This is a genomic window from Rhizobium sp. 10N427 (genome assembly GCF_056394605.1).
This window is the reverse complement of record NZ_JBFTID010000006.1, coordinates 78084-97739: the sequence shown is the minus strand read 5'-3', so window position 1 is coordinate 97739 and position 19656 is coordinate 78084. Positions and strand designations below refer to the sequence as shown.

14 protein-coding genes and 2 pseudogenes are annotated in these 19656 nt (G+C 59.1%); 3 read left to right on the top strand and 13 right to left on the bottom strand.

Annotated elements, in window-relative coordinates; all coding sequences use genetic code 11:
* Nucleotides 1–365 precede the first annotated feature (365 nt).
* A complete protein-coding gene (locus AC1DIJ_RS14625; RefSeq protein ID WP_112389432.1) occupies nucleotides 366–1271 on the bottom strand; it encodes an SDR family oxidoreductase in 906 nt (301 codons plus the stop codon).
* 76 nt (nucleotides 1272–1347) lie between these two features.
* Between AC1DIJ_RS14625 and AC1DIJ_RS14620 the strand changes: the two genes are divergently transcribed.
* Nucleotides 1348–1971: a TetR/AcrR family transcriptional regulator gene (locus AC1DIJ_RS14620; protein ID WP_112389546.1), complete on the top strand. Its 624-nt coding sequence runs from the start codon at nucleotides 1348–1350 to the stop codon at nucleotides 1969–1971.
* A gap of 701 nt (nucleotides 1972–2672) precedes the next feature.
* On the opposite strand, the gene htpG is transcribed toward AC1DIJ_RS14620, so the two are convergent.
* The 6 genes and pseudogenes from htpG to AC1DIJ_RS14590 all read right to left on the bottom strand — a co-directional run bounded on the left by htpG (nucleotide 2673) and on the right by AC1DIJ_RS14590 (nucleotide 11397).
* Nucleotides 2673–4565 (bottom strand): molecular chaperone HtpG, encoded by a 1893-nt coding sequence (gene htpG / locus AC1DIJ_RS14615; RefSeq protein ID WP_112389434.1) that lies wholly within the window; start codon nucleotides 4563–4565, stop codon nucleotides 2673–2675.
* A gap of 234 nt (nucleotides 4566–4799) precedes the next feature.
* Nucleotides 4800–5039, bottom strand: a pseudogene (locus AC1DIJ_RS14610) (DNA polymerase Y family protein); the annotation flags it as partial.
* Between the two features lie 2 nt (nucleotides 5040–5041).
* Nucleotides 5042–5272 (bottom strand): annotated as a pseudogene (locus AC1DIJ_RS14605) (ribonuclease); the annotation flags it as partial.
* Between the two features lie 44 nt (nucleotides 5273–5316).
* Entirely contained in the window at nucleotides 5317–9216 is a 3900-nt protein-coding gene (locus tag AC1DIJ_RS14600; protein ID WP_112389435.1) for a CHAT domain-containing protein, read from the bottom strand.
* Entirely contained in the window at nucleotides 9213–9719 is a 507-nt protein-coding gene (locus AC1DIJ_RS14595) for a hypothetical protein (RefSeq protein WP_112389436.1), read from the bottom strand. Before AC1DIJ_RS14595 ends, AC1DIJ_RS14600 begins: the two co-directional genes overlap by 4 nt.
* A 379-nt stretch (nucleotides 9720–10098) precedes the next feature.
* Nucleotides 10099–11397: a CHASE2 domain-containing protein gene (locus tag AC1DIJ_RS14590; protein WP_112389437.1), complete on the bottom strand. Its 1299-nt coding sequence runs from the start codon at nucleotides 11395–11397 to the stop codon at nucleotides 10099–10101.
* A 227-nt stretch (nucleotides 11398–11624) separates the two neighbouring features.
* Here AC1DIJ_RS14590 and AC1DIJ_RS14585 point away from each other — a divergent pair, with 227 nt between their 5' ends.
* Nucleotides 11625–12197, top strand: coding sequence for a DUF805 domain-containing protein (locus AC1DIJ_RS14585; protein WP_112389438.1), 573 nt, complete (start codon nucleotides 11625–11627; stop codon nucleotides 12195–12197).
* A complete protein-coding gene (locus AC1DIJ_RS14580) occupies nucleotides 12194–12364 on the top strand; it encodes a hypothetical protein (RefSeq protein WP_162706047.1) in 171 nt (56 codons plus the stop codon). Before AC1DIJ_RS14585 ends, AC1DIJ_RS14580 begins: the two co-directional genes overlap by 4 nt.
* A 669-nt stretch (nucleotides 12365–13033) precedes the next feature.
* Here AC1DIJ_RS14580 and AC1DIJ_RS14575 read toward each other — a convergent pair.
* Genes AC1DIJ_RS14575 through AC1DIJ_RS14550 form a run of 6 tightly spaced genes read right to left on the bottom strand, consistent with a single transcriptional unit; the run spans nucleotide 13034 to nucleotide 19629 of the window.
* Nucleotides 13034–13819, bottom strand: coding sequence for an SDR family oxidoreductase (locus AC1DIJ_RS14575; RefSeq protein ID WP_112389440.1), 786 nt, complete (start codon nucleotides 13817–13819; stop codon nucleotides 13034–13036).
* Between the two features lie 45 nt (nucleotides 13820–13864).
* Nucleotides 13865–14638 carry an SDR family NAD(P)-dependent oxidoreductase gene (locus tag AC1DIJ_RS14570; RefSeq protein WP_112389441.1) on the bottom strand — a complete coding sequence of 258 codons (774 nt, stop codon included), beginning with the start codon at nucleotides 14636–14638 and terminating at the stop codon, nucleotides 13865–13867.
* A 10-nt stretch (nucleotides 14639–14648) separates the two neighbouring features.
* On the bottom strand, nucleotides 14649–15983 hold the full coding sequence (locus tag AC1DIJ_RS14565) for a dihydroorotase (RefSeq protein ID WP_112389442.1): 1335 nt from the start codon (nucleotides 15981–15983) through the stop codon (nucleotides 14649–14651).
* Nucleotides 15984–15999: 16 nt separating this feature from the next.
* Nucleotides 16000–17691: a thiamine pyrophosphate-requiring protein gene (locus AC1DIJ_RS14560; protein ID WP_112389443.1), complete on the bottom strand. Its 1692-nt coding sequence runs from the start codon at nucleotides 17689–17691 to the stop codon at nucleotides 16000–16002.
* Nucleotides 17684–18592, bottom strand: a complete 909-nt coding sequence (locus AC1DIJ_RS14555) for an allantoinase PuuE (protein ID WP_112389547.1) — start codon at nucleotides 18590–18592, stop codon at nucleotides 17684–17686. The genes AC1DIJ_RS14560 and AC1DIJ_RS14555 overlap by 8 nt, the downstream gene beginning before the upstream one ends.
* A complete protein-coding gene (locus tag AC1DIJ_RS14550) occupies nucleotides 18592–19629 on the bottom strand; it encodes an NAD-dependent epimerase/dehydratase family protein (protein WP_112389444.1) in 1038 nt (345 codons plus the stop codon). Before AC1DIJ_RS14550 ends, AC1DIJ_RS14555 begins: the two co-directional genes overlap by 1 nt.
* Nucleotides 19630–19656 lie beyond the last annotated feature (27 nt).

Below are 19656 nucleotides of genomic sequence, written 5' to 3'. Positions count from 1 at the left end.
GGAACATCTTACCGGAGATCGTGTGACTGCGGCCGTCCGAGCATTTGTAGCTGCGGTAGAATGGGTCGAGGAACCCTTGAAGCTCCTCGTAATCTCATGTTGAGCGGGATCCCGGCCGCTTGTCGACGCTCGATCTCCTTCGGGGTTTCGACTGTGGTGAGTTTAAAGGGGCATGAATCGTCGATCAGGCTGTTTCTAACGCGGCAAGACAGCAGATAACGCCGTGGAGTAGCGCAGCCGGCAACGCTAGCGTAACCCGCGACCGTGGAGTTCGAAGCTAAGTTGTCATCTGCCAGCCCAAACAGACGTGTGTGCGGGCGTTCAAGGGCCGGAGGCGCTTTTCGTCAGCTCCAGATGAGGATATTTTAAAGGCCAGTCATACGTTGGGAGATCTCCCAAAGCTGCTGACTGGCGGCTTTGTCGAGAGCCTGTTGCGGGATGCTTGCCGGTTGCGGATGTCCGCGTGTTTCGCCAAGGCGATCGGGCCCATAGTAGCCGCCTGATTTGGCCTCCTTCGAGGTGGCGGCGAATAGCTGCGGTAAAGCGCCTTGCGCGACGGGCTGGAAGAGAAACCAGAGATAGGTTCGCGCCAGACCCTGCAAGCTATTTCGTCCGGGTGCATTGTGCAGCAGATCGGTCCGAGAGATCCCGGGATGTGCCGCTATGCTTGAGACGCGCCACCCTGCAGCTCGGCTTCGAGCCTGGAGCTCGAGCGCAAACATCAAACATGCAAGTTTCGACTGGCTGTAGGCCTCCATCGGACGATAGTGCCTCTCAGAATTGATGTCGTCAAAATTGATCTTTCCTGCACGAGCTGCCACGCTGGACACGGTGACGACACGGGCGTCCGTCCCCCTTGATAGCAGTGGCATCAGATGAGCCGTCAATGCGAAATGGCCGAGGTAGTTCGTTCCGAATTGCAACTCGAAGCCATCCCGCGTTTCCTGCCGCTTCGGCGGCACCATGATGCCGGCATTGTTCACCAGCAAATCCACGCTCTCCCTCTCGTTTTCCATCCGCTGGGCGAACGACACGATTGAGGAGAGATCAGCAAGATCGAGTGTGTCAAACCGCACAATGGCTTTGGGAGCGGCATATTTAACGCGCGATACAGCGTCGGCACCTTTTTCACGATTGCGGCCGGCTATGGTCACATCGCACCCTGCGCGGGCGAGCGATAGAGCGGTTTCAAGCCCTAGTCCACCCGTTCCTGTCACCACGGCGGATCGCCCGCGCTGATCTGGTATGTCGGTCTCGTGCCACTTGGTCATTTCACGCCTCTTCCATCATTCTCGCACTTGGTGTAAAATTAATATCGCACTGAGTGTAATTATACAAGAGGCTGTGGTGAAGAAAACCGAGCGTGACGTTCAAGCAGGCGATGGCCTACGGGAACGAAAGAAGCGCGAGACAAAAAAGCGCATAACCGAGAAAGGCATCGCTCTTTTCGTTCAGAAAGGAATCGATCACACAACGCTTGACGAAATTGCCGCGGCCGCAGGGATTTCGCGCAGAACTTTCTTCTACTACTTCACGTCGAAGGACGAGATTCTACTGTCTCTCCAAAGTGGGATCGGCGAGATGTTGGCGGATGCGGTACGAAAGGCTCCCGCGACCTCGACGCCGATTGACGCGGTACGAGATGCTGTGGTGAGCGTGTGTAATGCGATCCCGACGGACGACATGATCGAGATGGATAGGTTGATGAGGACCAGTCCAAGCGTTCAAGCGCGCAAGCAGATATCATACGTGCAGCAAGAACTTGAGATATACGACGCGCTCAGAGAGCGGTGGCCCGAGCCTGAGCGATCAACGGCGTTGCGTGTCGTCGCTATGGTTTCCGTCGGAGCGATGCGCATTGCTGGAGATATCTTCAACCAGGAGAAAGGCGCGCGGCCAATGGCCGAACTCCTTCAGGAAGCATTCGGCAGCGTCGTCCGGGAGGTCCAGTCAGGGTCCACGCATGAGTGATCTCGACGAGATCCGGAGGCCGGTTAATATGAGACAAGAGCCTAACAATATAAGGTCTGGATATGTCCCACCAATGCAGTCAATGCAGGTCCGATATGGAAGAGGGTTTTTTGCTCGAGAAAGGGGACAGCGCCCTCTTGTCATCAGAGACCTGGGTTGAAGGAAAACCTGTAAAAAGTTTATTTTCCGGTTTAAGCCTCAAAGGCAAAGCGGTTTACGAGGTGGTGACGTTCCGTTGCATTGCTTGTGGTTACCTCGACTCATATGCTTTGAGGAAGCTTTAAGATTAGGCGAGCGGGCAATCGGTAGAAGCGGACTGATCATTGGCATCGTGCCGTGAAGGACTAAAATCGCCAGCCTAGTTATTAAAAGATGTTGGTCCGTCCGTTGCCCAAACGGCTGCACAAATCGCATCGATTTCACGTGGTGTCGGGAACCAGACATCATCGGCATGACGGCTGATGGCCTGCTGCGGCTTTAGGAGCGACGCGAGGTTCGTTTCATACAAGATGCGGGCGGCAATGCTAGATCGGGACATCGCCATCTGTTGTGGCGTTCGAAAGGCGCCGGACACGGTGCGGCAGGGATCAAGCTTCGCTGTGAAGGCTGCTATGCAGCGAAGCTTGATCCGACCGATTTTCCAGCAAGACTGCAAATTGTAGGTTTTTGACCTGCCAGCAAGAGGTCGTTTGGGTGTGGCGCTACCTCGCCCGTCCGATCGCCAATGCAAACAGTCTGGCCTGCCTTTCGGCGAAAGCGCGCGGATTGGTAGGCTTGTCCCCGTCGAGAATGCGGGCTTCGTCGAGCAGGAGCCAGGCGGCATCTTCGCGAAACGCCTGATCGTCCATCGCAGCGATGCTTTTCACGAGTTCGTTCTGCGCATTGATTTCCAGGACCGGCTTCGAAGCGGTCTGTAGCCGCCCTGCCCCCTGCAAAAGTTTCTCGAGCTGTCGATCTGGCCCATGTTCGGAGGCGACCAGGCAGACGGCACTTTCGGTCAACCGACCGGAGACCCGCACGTCGGTAACCTCCTCCTTCAGGCTAGCTCGCGCAAAATCGATGAATGCCGCGACGTCGGGAGAGGCTTCCAGGGCCTGCTTATCTGTGCTTCCCTCGCCGATAATGTCGTCCAGATCGGCAAGACCCTGGGTGACCGACTTGAAGGACTTTCCCTCGAAATCTGGGACATTCGTCGGCCAGAAATTATCTACGCCATCTGTAAGGAGAAGGACTTCGATACCTCTGGCTCGAAAACCTTCGAGTTGCGGCGACGATTTTAGTTGGTCCAGACTGGAGCCGCTGATGTAATAGATCGCCGACTGCCCCTCTTTCATCGACGCCAGGTAGTCGGCCAGATTACGGGTCGTCTCACCGGCCACGGTACTGCGGAAGCGGGCCAGCTTCAGCAACTGCGAGCGCCGCTCGAAGTCTTCGTAGATCCCTTCCTTGAGGATCGCCCCGAAGAGGTCCCAGAATTTGGAAAACGTCTCGGCTTCGCCTTCGGCCATTTTCTCCAGCGCGGTAAGGATCCGGCTGGTCACGCCTTTCTTGATGGCGCTAAGCACCGGGCTTTCCTGAATCATCTCGCGGGAAATGTTAAGCGGCAGATCCGAGGTGTCAACGATGCCGCGGACGAACCGCAGGTAACGCGGCAGCAACTCGGCTTCGTCGGTAATGAAGACGCGCTTCACGTAAAGCTTCATCCGACCCTGGCGGTCTGGATCGAACAGGTCGAAGGGCTGAGAACCGGGGATGAAGGCGAGCGTTGTGTATTCGTGGCGACCCTCGGCGCGGAAATGCACATTGGCCAGTGGCTCGTCATACTGACCGGAGACACCGCGATAAAAATCGTCATAGTCCTGTTTGGATATCTCGTTTTTCGGCTTTGTCCAAAGTGCTGCGCCATCGGAAACCTGCGACGGCTCAGCACCCTCTTTTTCAAGAAGGCGAATGGGGACAGGCACGTGGCCGGACTGGTCGCGAATGATCTTTTCGACCGTCCATTTGCCCGTATACTTCTTTGCGTCCTGCATGAGATGCAGCACGACACGCGTGCCCCTCGCCGGCGCCGCTTCGAGATCGACTGCGACGATGTCGTAACTTCCCTTGCCGTCGGACGACCATTTCCAGGCTTCGTCCTGACCAGCACGGCGAGAAATCACGTCGACCTGTTCGGCGACCATGAACGAGGAATAGAAGCCGACGCCGAACTGGCCGATCAATTCAGCCTTTTCACCAGCCTTGGCAGCCTCAAGCCGCTCCATGAACGCCTTCGTGCCAGAGCGCGCGATCGTGCCGAGCGCGTCGATCATTTCATCGCGGCTCATGCCGATGCCATTGTCCTCGATGACGAGGGTCAACGCCTCTTCATTGAGGCTCACGAGAATTCCCGGCGGGGTCGAATCCGCCGAGAGCTGCGGCCGGGAAATCGACTCGTAACGCAGCTTTTCGCAGGCATCCGCAGCATTCGAAATCAATTCGCGGAGGAACACATCCTTGTCCGAATAAACCGAATGCACCATCATGTGCAGCAGCCGGCTGACATCGGCTTCGAATGCGTGGTGCTCAGGCTGCCGATCTTCTACTGTCGTCATCGATAATCCCCATTGCTCAGAAATGCCGGTCAGATGGCTCTTTCACCACCGGATTTCAAGCGCCAATGACAACCCACGCTCAAGGATTTCCAGTCAGCGCATTCATCGTCTCTGCACCCGTAGCCACTGACTTGACCGTGGTGGCGTCACACACAATCAACTCACTGCACACTTGGAGCCAAGGAAATGCGCGTTCGTCACCGGTTCGGCGGACGGTCTTGGCCGTGCCGCGGTGCGCCGGACGCCAAGCCCCCGGCGCTGGAGTTCGCCGACGAGCTGCTTCACCAACCGACCAAGAGATTTATTGATGGTCTCGGCGGCACCGATTGGCTCCGCGACCGCGCGGGAGACCTCTATCCATTCTGGGGTGGAAACCGGGTCGATCGGTTCGGACATGCGACCGAAAATCTGACCGAGCCGCCGGCCGATCTCCGGACCAAACCGGAGAGCCAGCGGTGCGACGGCCGTGTTCGCACTCAGTCGGAAGCTTCGCCCAACGTGTCGGCGACATACGCGCCTCGAGTCCTCATGGACCGAGGCGAACCGGTCGTCGTGTCCCTCGATGTTTGGTGCTCAAGCTCGATAGGTGGCGTCGTAATTTGCGAAATGCTTGAGATAGAACGAGAAGCCGAGTGACGTGACAAACCAGCCCACCGTCACCAGACCTGCGCCCACGTCAGCCACCAAAGCTTGACGTCTTTGCAAGAAAGACGGCTGATTGAAGGATTTTGAGCACGAACTCTACGCCGCCTCAATCCGCGCCGACCACCTCAAATGGTCCCCAGAACAGCGGATGGGCATACCTGCCCTCGTCGCTCGACCGCAATTCGCGCATCGCATCTCCCAGTGCCGACGAGTAGGTCTTATACTTCCCGCTACCCCGGTTTTCAAACATTCTCGTCGTCAAGGCCGCGGTCGCCGCCGAGTCCACAGCCCAGTGTGACACCACCAGGTTTCGGGCACCCGCGAAGAAAAACGCCTTGGCTAGTCCCGAAAGCCCTTCCGCTCCGGCCTGTTCGGGCGCGGCGGTGTTACATGCCGAGAGGAGGACGACCTCGGCATTGAGGTTCAACGCAGCTATATCGCTGGCAGAAAGATATCCGTCATCGGTCGGCGTCGCCACCGCCGGTGGCGTCATGATCAGCCCAGGTTCCTGAACCCCAGTTATCTCTCCGGCGAGCAGGCCATGGGTCGCGAAGGCGAGTGTCTGGAACCTGGTCAGGTCCTCGCCCTTCAACGACGTCTCCGTCGCCATCTGTCCAAGCAACAACGAGCCGACAGGTGCCTTCAGGCTCTTTTGTAGGGCCCTTAGCTCGTCGGCCGTTTCCGGCAACCTTGGAAGCGCCCGGATATCCTGCACATTCGCGCCACCCCGGAGGGCGACCAGCTTCGAGGCAGCCAGACCGCCGCGCTCGGTATCAGGACTGCCATCCAGAACAGGGTCACCGATCCCAAGCAGAGGCTCCCCGCCCGGTTTCGCGCCGGCTCCGGCTCGCAGCGTCATCAGTGATGCGACCGATGGCACGCGCGTCATGGTGTACTTGTCCGATAGCCACTTCGCGCCGACGAAATCATCCCGCACCATCTCTTCAGTCAGCAGCACCGCGAAAGGAATGCTCTCAAGAGAGCCGTCCGGCACCAAAATCAGGTGTCTCGGCGACATGGTCCACTTGGCTTCGATCGGTTCGAAAAGTTGGCGGTATAACTGATATGCCGCCTCCCCGCGAAAGGCAGGAACCCGTCCTCCGCGCAGTTCGAGCCCTCGCCTGAGCTCGTGCACCAAGTCGTTTACATCGTCCGAAGACATCTCCGTCTTGATGACAGCGGTCCTTGCCTTGCTCGCAGCCACCACCAGAAAGTTGTCGCCCGTGTCGAGAAATGCGATCAGAGCCTCGTCATCCAACAATGCGGCGGTCGCCTGCTCAACCGACACGGCGACCGTGCCTGATATCTCGACGTATTTGGGAAACTGCTTGGCCAGCTCCAAATCAATGTCGTCAACCTGGACGGCCAACGCTTTGCGATCCGCGACTTGATCAACCGGCGTCGCAAGCCACTTCTGACGCAACTCTTCGCGCTGCTTGGCAAGATTTGCCAGCTGCGGAGACACCGCAGAAAGCCTCGCGCCAAGACGGGCAATGGTCGCACCCGTCCCACTCGGCTTCATCATCTGGACGATCTCGAAGACCGCTTCCACGTCGTCAGGAGAGAGCTCACGCCCGTCGACGAGAACGGAAAGCGCTTCGTTCAGAGCCGGGCGAGCAACCCGAACGATGACCTCTCTGGTTTCGTTGCGTGAAAAGCTCTGCAGACCGAGGACGAATTTGACGTACGATACCAGCGATCGGGCGTCCGACCGAGCTGACAGATCATCGTGAAGCTGGGTGCCCGCGATCATCCGCCCGTGATAGGACCCGATCACCCGCTCCCAGTCCAGACTCGATTGCGCGCCCTCGCCTACGCCTCCTCGGGTGTATGCGAGGTGTTCCGGGATGTGCTTTCCAAAGGCGGCAGTGGCAAGAAGCGGGCGATCCATGAGAAGCCATCTCCAGCCGTCGAGATATGTCTGCTCCTCATAGGTATCCGCCAGCCAAAGACTGAATATCGTTTGCGGAGGGCTTGCGGACTGATAACGCTCGATAGCCGGAAGAGCCCATGATTTCGCCATGTCGACCTTTCCAGCCTCGAAGAGCGCGGTAGAGATGAAAGCTGCGTCGAAGTCGTCAGACACCTGGTCGGCAAAGCGAGTGTCGTTCGGCGTTTGCTGGATATAGGTGTCGTGGTCCTTTGGCGTCTTGAGAAACGCCTGCTCGCGCTTCGAAAGCTTACGCTCCTGGAACTGAGCCACCTCACCAGGCGAGAACGCGGCTTTCGCCAAAGGCCGGAGGGCTGCGTATTCGGGGGCCGCGAGAAGTTTCAGAATTCGCCAATTCGGAATAGCGAAAAACGGCTTGACCTGTCCTAGCTCCAACCTTTTCGAGGCACTCTGCAACTCGGCACGTAACTGATCAGGCGAGATCGCCGCATCATCGGCGCAAAACGACGCGCGCACGATCGCCGGTAGCTCCGTTGGTTGTTGGGCGCAAATCGCCTCAGCGACCTTCGGTCCGATAATTGCCAACTTCGAAACAGGACCCGGGCCTTCCTCCTCGTCGCCTTGGAGCAACGCTGCCGCACCCAGCCGTCTCAACGCGTCCATGAACGCATCTGGTTGGTCACGGATGATGGCCGCGTAGAAGGCATATTCAGCCGATGATGGAGCATCCACGTCGGTAAGGCGCTCATACGCCGAGAGAAAGCTGTCCGGAGAGCCGTGATAGGCCTCGAAGGCAGACATCAGCCCGAGGCTGTCCGCAAGGAACTTCTTCCCGATAGGTGTTTCGCGGACGTCGGCGGGCAGCAGGTCGATACCCATCTCGACCAACTGCCGGCCCTGCCCGATGATACCTTGCATTCGCATCCATCCGGCCCACTGAACGGACGCAGCACAAAATGGAGGGATGACTGGCTGGCTACGATCGAAGCCAGGCAGGTCAAAACCACTGTATCCGGTGTAGTTCCCTGGAATCAGCCGGCAGAAGTAAGCGGCATTCTCACGGTCTCCAGAATCGTAGATTTCCTGCCATTGCGATAGCAAGGTGAACAGGTTGTTCCTCCCTTCCGCGATGAACGGCATAAGAGTGTGATCGACGAAGAATTTCGTTGCAACGTAGTCGTAGGGCCCCATCTCATAGGCGGCCTTGTCGTCGCTCCAGCTGACGGATTGGCCGGCGTCGGGATCATCGTAGATGAAAAACGGCCGCGGCTTCATCCGGCCGATGAATAGACTGCGATCGCTCTCGCTTGTCGCTATCGAAAACAAGGAAGCGATCTCCTCATAGGCCGCATCGCGTTTGCCTGCCTCAGCAAGGCCGGCAGCCTTGCTGCGAGATGCTTCGAGCTTCGCGATGAGCGGATTGCCTTCCGTCTCGGCAATTCGTAGCCGCTTGAGTGGACCATCCAGGCTCGCGTGCCCACTTCCGGTCGGAACGTTGTAGACGTTTCGCGCGATCTTAATCTCTGCTTCGGCTACCTTTCGTTTCGCCTCAGGACCTTCTACGGCGTCAAACAATGTCGGGAAAAACTGAAGTTGGTAGGCGTTGTCGTTGTATCGCTTCCAGTGAATGGCAAGTCCATTTCGCAAGTTGGACTCGGCGCTCTTCTTGTCGCCCAAGGCAAGAAACGCCATGCCTGCAAACCGATAGGCGCGCGCCCGTTGGATGATATAGCCGTCATGCTCCGCCTGATAGGGCTTCAGCATGTCTGCGCCTGACACCAGTGCAGCGGTCGCCCTCCTGAGTTTGTCGGTTTTGGCTTTGCCCTGCAGGAAATTGGCCTGCTTGTATGCCACTTCGCCGATGTCGCAGAGCAATACGCCAACCTGCCGGCTGTTCTTGCCGAACTGAACCTCGCTTGCCTCGATCAGCCGGCGAAGCACCACGACAGCGTTATCCAGTTGGTCGGATGTCACGTAGTCGGTCTGGATGATTTGCTTGATCGCGGAATGCTCCGGCCCTGTGATCATGCCTTCCATCGCCGAGCTCGCCGTGGCAGCGACGAAATAGAGCAAAGTGCTGAATGCCGTCGCGACAAACAAACGGAAGACTTTCATGGCCAGTCTCCGTATTCGATCGCGCTGGTCAGTGCAGTCTTGATGCGGGGCTCGAGTGCAAGACCCTTGATCTGCTGGACGCCTTCGAATGCCCAGTCACCGCCGCTCTTCGAGATTGCCGCGACGATTTGGGATGCCCGGTCGTAGTCATCCACGGGCTTTGCAGCTTTCTTGTCCTCGAAAGCTGCGATCCCGTAGATGTTGTAGGAAACCACCTTGGACGCATCGGCCACTTCCAGGCGAAATGCTTTGCCAGGCTCGATGAGAACGCGAACGCTGCCGGTGCGAGCGCCATCGGCTACGATGCCGTCGACCTTCTTGCCGTCAGAAGCAATTGCCTTCAGCCGGAAGGGTGGCTTGCCGTCCACCCAGCGCACCTCAAGCGTCCTGCCTCCCGCGACAAGCAAGGGCTTCGCCACATTGTCCAGGGCGGGAACGCGAAGGCCGTAGGACTCCCTGCTGCGCATCGGCTTCGACTTGCGTTCGGGGTCCCACCAGCCCAAGACTTCCGCCAGTTGCTGATATCTGCTCGAGACGTCATCTGTCAGTCCGGAGGACGGGACAGAATATGACGAAACGCGACTGATCGAACATCCCGGCTCCTCGGACCTCGATGTGTCGGGTGAGAGCAATAGTCCGCAGGCCCCGCCTCGGTTTAGTTTGACAAAGCCGGGTTCTGGAATATCGAGGCGATCCCCCTCCTCCAAAACACTCCCCAGCTGGAACTCCATCGCTGTGCCCGATCGCGTGCCGATGATGGAGGCCGCGCCTTCGTAGTCGACGATCACGGCCGCCGGCTGTCCCGCCAGAGATGCCACGGGAGCAAAGAGAATACAGCTCGCCAGTATGAAACATGTCGGTTCTTCCAACATCCAGACACGTCTACCCATTGAGAAACGACCTCCAGCTGCGCCCCTCAAGAAACCCGCGGCATATCGATTCAACAGACTCCAGTGCAATGACCAGCACCCAGATTACGATGGCGTACTGGACGACAGACTGGGCGGCGGCAGCGCCGAGATTGATGTTGCAGGCGGTGTACACAACGATGCCCACCAGCAGTGCCAACGGGGCCGAGATCAGAGATTTGAAGGTGAAGGTCAGAAATGCGACGAGACCCGCGAGGAACATGCTCGATAGGATGACGGCGGCCTTCGTCGGATACTCTGCAGCTGCAATAGCCTTTGTGGAATTGGCGACCGCATTTGCGATAACGCGCATTCCTTCCATTTCCCCGATCGGGGTGTCGTGGAAGTCCCCGTTGGAGGCGTAGCTGTTTCCAATGATGACGAAGCGATCCGCCAACGCACTGGCGGCGATGGGACGCTGCGCAAACTGGTATCCCGACAACTGAATGAGAGCGGGCACATGACCGTCTTCGACCATCATTGCGGACATCGCAGTGTCACTCTTTGGGAATGAAAACTGGATCGCCGAGCTCTTCTCTGCGTCGCTCAACCACCTTGGCACAGCACTCGGCATGTCTTGCCCTTCGCGAGCGCAGCCTACGCCGTCGCGGCTGCCAAGATATCTCTGAGCAGTCTCGACCATCGCCGCGCCACCCAACTTGAATGCATAAGACAGTATCGCCGGAGACAGGAGAGCTTGGCAGGCACCCTTAGGCACTTCCCAAAGGTTCCAGTTTCTAACCTTGGCACCGTCACCCACCTCAAAAAGAACGTTCACCCAAAAGAGCGGTTTTCCGGCTTTGAAATGCATATCAAAGTCGGACGGCGAGGCAGGGAGGCTGTTCCCGTCGGGGTCGAACGAAAGCTCTCTTGGGAAGAGCAAGGGCGGGTCTGATGGTCGCCATCTGTCGAGTAAGTCGTGCAGTACGTCGGCGTCCTTGCCACCTCCCGCGGATATATCGAGGTCAACAAGGATTGCCCGCGGACTGGATGTCCTCGCCTTCTCTATCAAGCCGGCGATGATCGCCTTGGTGATTGGAAAAGGACGTTGCCACGCCTCGAAGCTTTGGTCATCGATGCGCACCAGCGTCACCGGCACGCTGGGCAACGAAAGGAAGCCGAGGCCCTGGGAAACAGCGTGAATCTTGTCGAGAGTTGGGTTGTCCGTGATGGATTCCACCCATTCCTTCAACCAGAATGGTGCGACAGCCGCAATCAGCCCAAAAGCTAGCAATGTCACAATAACAAGCCTGTAACGGCTACGTAACTTCATCGCCCCACACGCCAGACACGAGATTTCCCCGGGTGGATCAGATCACGGAGGCCGATATTGCGCAATCATGTCCATGTAACCAATTCGGATAATGAAAATATTTTCGCTACGTATCCTGCGACTTACTGGTCGATTTGACAGCACTGAATTGGACGAAAGCGGGACATTGACTTGAGTGCGAGGCCAAAACTAGAAATTTATTCGGGCGTTATTCAAAGGGGGAAACTATGGAAAGCCTTTCGGTCTGGCATATGCTTGTTGTTCTTATTGTATTCGGGTTGCCGCTGTTCTTCGTGTTCAAGAGCCCACCGTCAGGCGTAAACCGCTTTGGGCAGGCTCCTTCTTCAATGGGGTTCGGACAGGCGATTTCGACGTTCTTTAAAAAGTACGCGACGTTCGAAGGCCGCGCCAGCCGATCGGAATTCTGGTTTTCATTCTTCTTCCTCGTCATCGTTTCGGCAGTTCTCAGTGCTATCGATCCGACGGATGCTCTGTCTGGCCTCTTTAGTCTCGGCGTCCTTCTTCCAACCATCGCTCTCGCAACCCGTCGTCTGCATGACCTGAATAGAAGCGGCTGGCATCAGCTCCTGTCGTACCTGTTTCCGGTCGGAACCATCGCGCTGATTATCTGGTACTGCACGGCCGGCACCGACGAGGTCGCGCCCGCCACTACGAAGGCCGCGGGCGGCACCATGTCTTCGAACGCCGTCGAGGTGCTCGAGCGACTCGCGAAGCTGAAGGATAGCGGCGCAATCAGTGGCGACGAATACGATGCCGAGAAGAGGAAAATCCTGGGATGACGGCCGTGCTGCAAAGCGGTCAGAACTTCGCCGTGAGCGTAGCCCGAAATGTGCGCCCAGGCGAAGGGTTCCAAGGCATCGACATAGAATTTGTCTATGAGGATTTCCGCCTGGAAGTCGAGGCGGACATTGTCGTTTATCTTATAGGTCGCGCCGCCACCGTCTAGGCACTTCCGATTGCGCGCTGACCACTGCTTGGGTTCATTCAGACACCCGGGCTGTTGGCGTAGGTCCGGCTGTAGTAGGGCTTGGAGTGACGTCCTCCAACAAATAGGAAACACCGTAGCTGAGGTTCACGTCGCCATAGTCAGCGTCGAACGTCATCGCATTCGAGACGTCTCCGCCGAACGTGTGCCCGGGACTTCCCCGCTCCGCTGGACTTTCGCTGGTCCGATTTCGAGGACGGCATCCATATCCCGCCTGAGATCGCCGGTTGACGCTCGGTAGCGAGCTATCGACGGCCTAGCCATCGTAGCCAAATATTGCAGGCTCTCGACTGCATTGTCTGTTACAACGTTGATACCGGCAACCCAAGCTGCTCGGAATAAATCGGCGTCGATTTGTTCGCGGGTCATTGCTTTTCCTACGGCCGGATCGTGCGATCGAATCGCAGCCAAGGTCGGGATGCCGCTGATGCTCCCAGGGTGCGTGGGAAGAACCGCGCCGCTCACCGGCGCGGCAACCCTTTGTGGCGTCATTCAGGTGGGTGAAATGCTCAGCCCGTCGCCAAGCTCTTGGAAGGCCCAGATCTCGTCGGCGCAAATGCGTTTGCGCGCGAGCCCGGCGACGTGCTCGGGACGTCCGGAATTATGGTCAAGTCAATCAGCATGATCTCCTCAAACGCTGGCAATCAAGCCGCCATCGATGCGAATGACCGACCCTGTGAGGTAGGAAGCGCGAACGCTCGAGACGAAAGCGACGACATCGGCATATTCCTGCGGATCGCCATAGCGGCCGACTGGGATCGACGCGGTGCTCGCCGCCGATACCTCTTCGACCGCCTTGCCTTCTCGCTTCGCCTTCTGCTCGTCGAGGAAGCTGATACGCTGTGTGGCAACGCGTCCCGGCACGACCACATTGACAGTCACGCCATCGCGGCCGACCTCGCCGGCCAGGGTCTTCGACCAGCCGAGAAGCGACATGCGTAGCGCGTTCGATAGGCCAAGATTGGGAATCGGCGCGACCACGCCCGATGATGTCGAGGTGATGATGCGGCCCCACTTCTTTTGCCGCATACCCGGAAGTACCGCGTCGCTGATGGCGATGACCGACAGGACCATGCTGTCGAAATACTTGCGCCAGCTATCGGCGCTCTGGCCTGAAACGACTGTCGGCGGCGGGCCGCCGGTGATGTTCACAAGCACGTCCACCGAGCCGAACTGCTTGTCGATAGCCGCGAGATTGGGCGGCAGCACGCCGAGATCGCCAACGTCCCATTGAAGCGCCATGGCCGAACCGCCAGCCGCGACGATGTCCGCGACCGTCTTGTCGGCGGCCTCCTTGTTGATATCGGCGACAGCGATCTGCGCACCCTCCGCTGCCAGCGTCCGGGCAATCGCTCCGCCAAGTCCTCCGCCAGCGCCCAATACCAGGGCAGTCTTGCCTTTCAATCCGAGATCCATGGTCTCTTTCCTTTCCCTTATTTCGAATATTGCGCGGCGCTGTGATCAGCCCGCCATCCAGCCGCCGTCGACCATCAGGTTGACGCCGGTCATGTAGCTCGCCATGTCGCTTGCGAGGAAAAGTGCGGCACTCGCGACGTCGCTCGGCTCGCCGAGCCGCGGCCAGGGCGTGCGGCGGCGCGAGTATTCGAGTGCGTCAGGAGCGTTGGCGACACCCGGTTTGCCGGTGACGATCTTGCCAGGAGCGATCGCATTGCAGACGATTCCCGCTTCAGCGTGGTCGACGGCAATTTGCCGCGTCATCTGCACGATCGCACCCTTGCTGACGCTATAGGGAAAATCACCCGGGCAGGCGACCATGCCATGCTGCGACGAAATGTTGATGATCCGGCCGCGCGTGTCACCGACCAGCTCCTGCTTAAGAAACTGCTGAGCGGCCCGCTTGCAACAGTAAAAGTACCCGGTGACGTTGACGGCAATCACCCGATCCCATTGTTGCGGCGACGTCTCGAGGAGATTGGTCGACGTATAGATTGCGGCATTGTTGACCATGATGTCGAGCCGGCCGAACTCGGCTACAGCGTGGGAGATCAGCGCATCGACATCGGCCCAGCTGGAGATGTCAGTCTTGACAAAAACGCTCTTTCCGCCTGCGGCCACGATGCGCGAGAGGGTGGTTTCGCCCCCCTCGATCGGAGCGTCGGAAACATCGGCGATCACGACAGTCGCGCCCTCCTCGGCATAGCGAAGCGCGATCGCACGGCCGAGACCGGAGCTTGCGCCTGTCACGATGGCAATTTTCTTGTCGAGCAACGGCATGGACGTTCCTTTATGGAGCTCTGCGGACGACGAGGCCGCGTCCGGGACAAATGAGGGTTCCGTTGCTGACGATGCGCTCGCCGCGCAAAAAGACGTCGGTTAACAGGCCAACAGTCTGCTTGCCATGGAAAGGCGTGTAGGCGGCTCGGGAGACCTGTTCGGCATCGGTAATGGCATTCGATCGTCTCATGTCGACAATCAGGATATCGGCATCCCAGCCGACCGCGATCGCCCCCTTGGAGCGTCCGAGGCCGAAGCGCTGCGCAGGATTGTAGGCACAAATCCGCACCAGGTCGGCAAGTCCCAGGACCTTGTCCGCAACGAGGCTGAGTATCACCGAAAGCAACGTCTGAAGGCCCGGCATGCCGCCGGGAATGTCGGCAAACGAACCATAGGGGGCAGACTTTTCGGCCGGGCTGTGCGGTGCGTGGTCGGTCGCCATGATGGTGATCAGGCCCTCCGACACCGCATGCCGCAAGGCGGCGACGTCACCACGGCCCCGGAATGGAGGGGACCCCTTCAGCCGGGCACCGCCGGTCTTGTAGTCTTCCGAGGTGAAGAACAGGTTTTGCGGCGTTGTTTCGACGCTGACGTCAGCCATCCCCTGAAGGCGGCGCCAGGTTTCGACGCCGAGTTTCGAGTTGATCTGGCGGACATGCACGCGCGCACCCGTTTCGGCCGCAGCCAGGACAGCGCGGGCGATACCGCTTGCTTCGGCGAGTGGCGTCCGGCTTGCCAGAAACGTTGAAATGTTGCCGCTGGTGTCATGAAGCCCGCTTTCATCGAGGATCGACTGGTCACCCGGCGAAACGCCGATCACCGTAGCGGCTTCCGCCAGCCGGCGAAGCATCCGCGTCACCTGATCCAGACTGTCGAACCGGTATTCGACGGGTACGTCTGCGGTGAACAATTCAAGAGATACGGGCGAGAGCGCAAGCAGGTCATCCAGGTTCTTGCAATTCTTCGAAACCACGGCCTGAAACCCGACATCGACATTCAGCCTACCCGCGGCACTCTCCATCTTGTCTGACAGTTGTTTGGCTGTTGCCGTCCAGGGATCGTCAGTCGGCATGTCGAGGATGGTCGTCACACCGCCGAGAGCGGCCGCATGCGTGCCGCTTACAAAGTCTTCCTTTTGCGTCAGTCCAGGTTCTCGCAAATGCGCATGTGCATCCACGAGCCCAGGCAGTAGCAGCTTGCTGCCGGCGTCAATGAAATCGCGCGCCATCGCGGTCTCGCCCGGTGCGAGGATAGCCGCCACGCGCCCATCGCGAATGCCGACATCCGCGGGGCGCTGACCGTCTGCGTTGACGACCGTGCCGCCTAGAATCATGGTATCGAACACGTCCGCCTCCGCTTCTCTACCGCACGCCCGCGAGCCGTGGTTCCTCGTGCGTGACGACCTCGATGAGCGCCGCCTGACCGGCCGTGACCCTCTCAAGAGCACGCAGCAATGCCGGCCGCAGGTTCTGCGGTTCCGTCACGCATTCGCCATAGCCGCCGAGGGCTTCGGCGATCGGCGCATAATTGCCCGTCACCCGGTTCGCGCCATATTTCTGCGTGGCGACAGGCATGCTCTTCGCATAGCCGCCGAGCACGTTATTGCGAAGCACGATGGTCAGAACCGGAAGATTGCAGCGAATAGCCGTTTCGAAGTCTATGCCGACCATGCCAAAGGCGGCCTCTCCCATCAGGTTGACGACCGTCGCCTCCGGACGGGCAAGCTTGGCGCCCATCGCAAAGCCAAGGCCGCTGCCGAGCTGTGTGGTCTTGCCCCAGCCGATATAGCTGCCTGGCGTGCTCGCCACGTAAAACGGGCAAAACTGGTCGCGCGGGTTGCCGGCATCGTGCGTGACGATGGAGGTCTTCGGATTGATCGCCTGCATGATCTCCCAGACGACGCGGTAGGGCGAGATCGGCGTGCTGTCGGATGTCAGCAGCGGCATCCATTTTTCCATGAACGCCGCGCGCACTTCGGCTATCTCCGCGGCCGGCTGCGGCCGTTTTCCACGGATCAAGCGATTGTCGCGGATATAGGCGGTCAACTGCCTGAGAACGGAGGCGGCATCGCCGATCACCCCTTGGGCGATCGCGTAGTCCTTCCCGAGATCAGCTTCACCGAGCGTCACATGGAGGATGGTTTTATCTTCCGGAATGGGCAGGATGTAATAGGAGCGGGTCAGGCTGCTGCCGATGGCGAGCACGACATCCGCCTTTTCCAGGAAATGATCGATCGTCGCTGGCCGTGCCCGTCCGGCAGTCCCAAGCGCAAGAGGATGATCTTCGGGAAAACCACTCTTGCCGTTTGGCGTCGTCATGACGGGAATGTTCAACAGTTCGGCCAACGCGACCAGTTCCTGCGTCGCCGATCCGGCCAGAATTCCCTGACCGGCCAGGATTACCGGGTTGCGCGCGGCCATCAGGGCTTCGGCCAGATCGGCCACCTCAGCGTCACCGGCCTGCGGCACGCTGCTGCGCGGGCGGCGATGGTCGCCAGGCTTGGCATCAAACCTTTCGGCAAGCAGGTCGATCGGCAGTTCCAGCAGCACAGGCGCCGGTGGACCGTTTCTGACGCGCGAGATCGCCGCATGCATCAGTTTCGGCAGATCGGCGACTTGGCTTGCCGCCTCGCACCATTTGGTAATGTGTCGAAAGTTGCGGCGGGATTCGAAGTTCGGGGACACCGCTTCCGAGCCGCGCGGATAACCGGTTGGCAGGAACAGCATCGGTACGCCGTCATTGAAGGCCTGGGCGATGCCGGCAAAGGCACTCTCGGCGCCCGGGCCGTACTGCACGGTGACAACGGCAAGCTCCCTGCCAGCCGTGACCCGGGCGTAGCCCTCGGCAATGTTGACGGCGACGCGTTGGGTACGGGCGATCAGCGGCGGAATATCGAAAGCCGCCGATGCATCGAAAAGCTCGCTTGCCGGAAAACCGATGATTTGCTTGACGCCCTCTTCCTTGAGGACGCCCGCAATATATTCGGCCCCGCTTATCGTTCCCGGTTCCACCTGAATACGCTTTTCCGGCATTGCATGCGCACTATCAGCCATGATGGTCGATCCAGTATTGAGCGATGTCTTCGCGTCGCATGAAGGCAGCGCCTGGCGTCTTCTTGACGTGCTCGATGACATCCCGCAGGCCCGATGCCCTGTTAGGCTGGCCCATCCAGCGGGCGTGCACACCGATCGTCAGCATGCGCCCGCCTGTCTCGTCTGCTTCGCCGATCATGTAATCGATCGCCGAACGGCAATCCTCGGCAAAATCGCGCGGGTTGCTGTAGCCGGGGGCAATCAGGTAGCGACTGTCGTTCAGCGTCTTCGAATAGGGCACGATCAGAAGTCGCGTGCCCTCATGATCGAGGAAGTAGGGAAGATCGTCATTGCAAGGGTCGGAATAATAGAGGAAGCTGCCTTCCTTGACGATCAGATCCCGGGTGTTGACGCTTGGAAAGGAACGGCAGTTCCAGCCCATCGGCCTGCCGCCGGTCAGTTTCTCGTAGAGAGCAATCGCTTCGTGAAGCTGCTCCTCTTCCTCATGGCGCGGCATGCTGGAATACTCGCTCCAACGCAGACCATGGCCGAGCAGATCGTGGCCGCGTGCATTCATCCAGGCGACGACGGCCGGGTTCTTCTCGAGCGCAACGGCGCAGGCCGAAACCGTGACGGGAATATCGTAACGGTCGAACAGGCGTGCCAGCCGCCAGACGCCGGCGCGGCTGCCATATTCAAAATGGGTCTCGGTGCCGAGATCGCGCAACGGCGGACTGTTGGGAATATTGTATTCGCCCCAGTTGTCGTTGCGCCCGTCCTCGAGCCAGGAATATTCGGCGCCTTCCTCGTAGTTCAGCACGAGGTTGATCGCCAGCTTGACGCCACCCGGCCAGGTCACGAACGGCGGCTTCGGACCGTAACCAATAAAATCGCGCGATTGATCTTGTGCAGCGGTGCTCATCATTGTCCTTCGCTCTGATTTTCGTTTTCGACGATCCAGTCCATATAGTCATGGAAGGATTGCTTCCCGCCGCGTGGCTGCCAGCCGGTATCGCGGGCGATGCGGGCGATGTCGTAGGCACCCCACATGCCGTCTTTCAGCGAGAGGTCCTGGATGATGTTGCCGGTCTCATCGGAACTCACATCCACCTGCAATCCGGGCACACGCTCCTTCGCCCAACCGACGATGTCGCCGATCGTCGAGGTCTCGCCGCTGCCGATGTTGTAGTGGCGGTAACGCAGGCGCTCCGCAAAGAGCAGCGCGATGATCGCCTCGGCCACATCCGTGGAGGTGACATAGTCGCCGACGGGTTCCAGGCTGTTCGGCCGGATCGTCTCGTCGGCGAGCGCCATATGGGCGACGCGGTTCGGCACATGGCGAAAATTGCGGCTGCCGGTGACCCTGTCCATCGGCCCATAGACCGACGCGAGCCGGACAGAGGCGGCCGACAGGCCGAAGAGATCGGCGTAACGGTTGACCACCATCTCGGCCGCAAACTTGGAGATGCCGTAGAGCGTCAGCGGCGCGACATAGCCGTCCTCGGGTAGCGGTTCGCCCGTCCAGTCCGGCCCGTGATGGCGGTAAACGGAGCCCGAGCTGACAAAGACCAGGCGCTGAATACCGGGCCGTTTTCTCAGCCATTCGAGAATATTGACAGTGCCCATCAAATTGACATCGACGATCCTGGCAGGATCTTCGGCTTCGGGCTGACGCTTTGCCTCCGCGGCACTGCCGCGAGAAATCGGGGTGACGGTCGCGCCATGCACCACATAGCGGATATCGTGGCTGTCGAGGACGGCCTCCCACTGCTGGGGATCACAAATATCGGCCGTGACGACCGTGAGCCGATCGCGGACCGGCGCAAAATAGCGTTCCGCCATGGCATCCAGGCCCGCACGGTCGAGAGTAACGACGCGCGCCTTGGCATCACGTTCGAGCCATGTCCTTGCGAGGACGCTCATGACGAAGCCGGTTCCGCCGGTAACGAGAAGGGTCATTTCAAATCCATCCAAAAACTTCAGCAA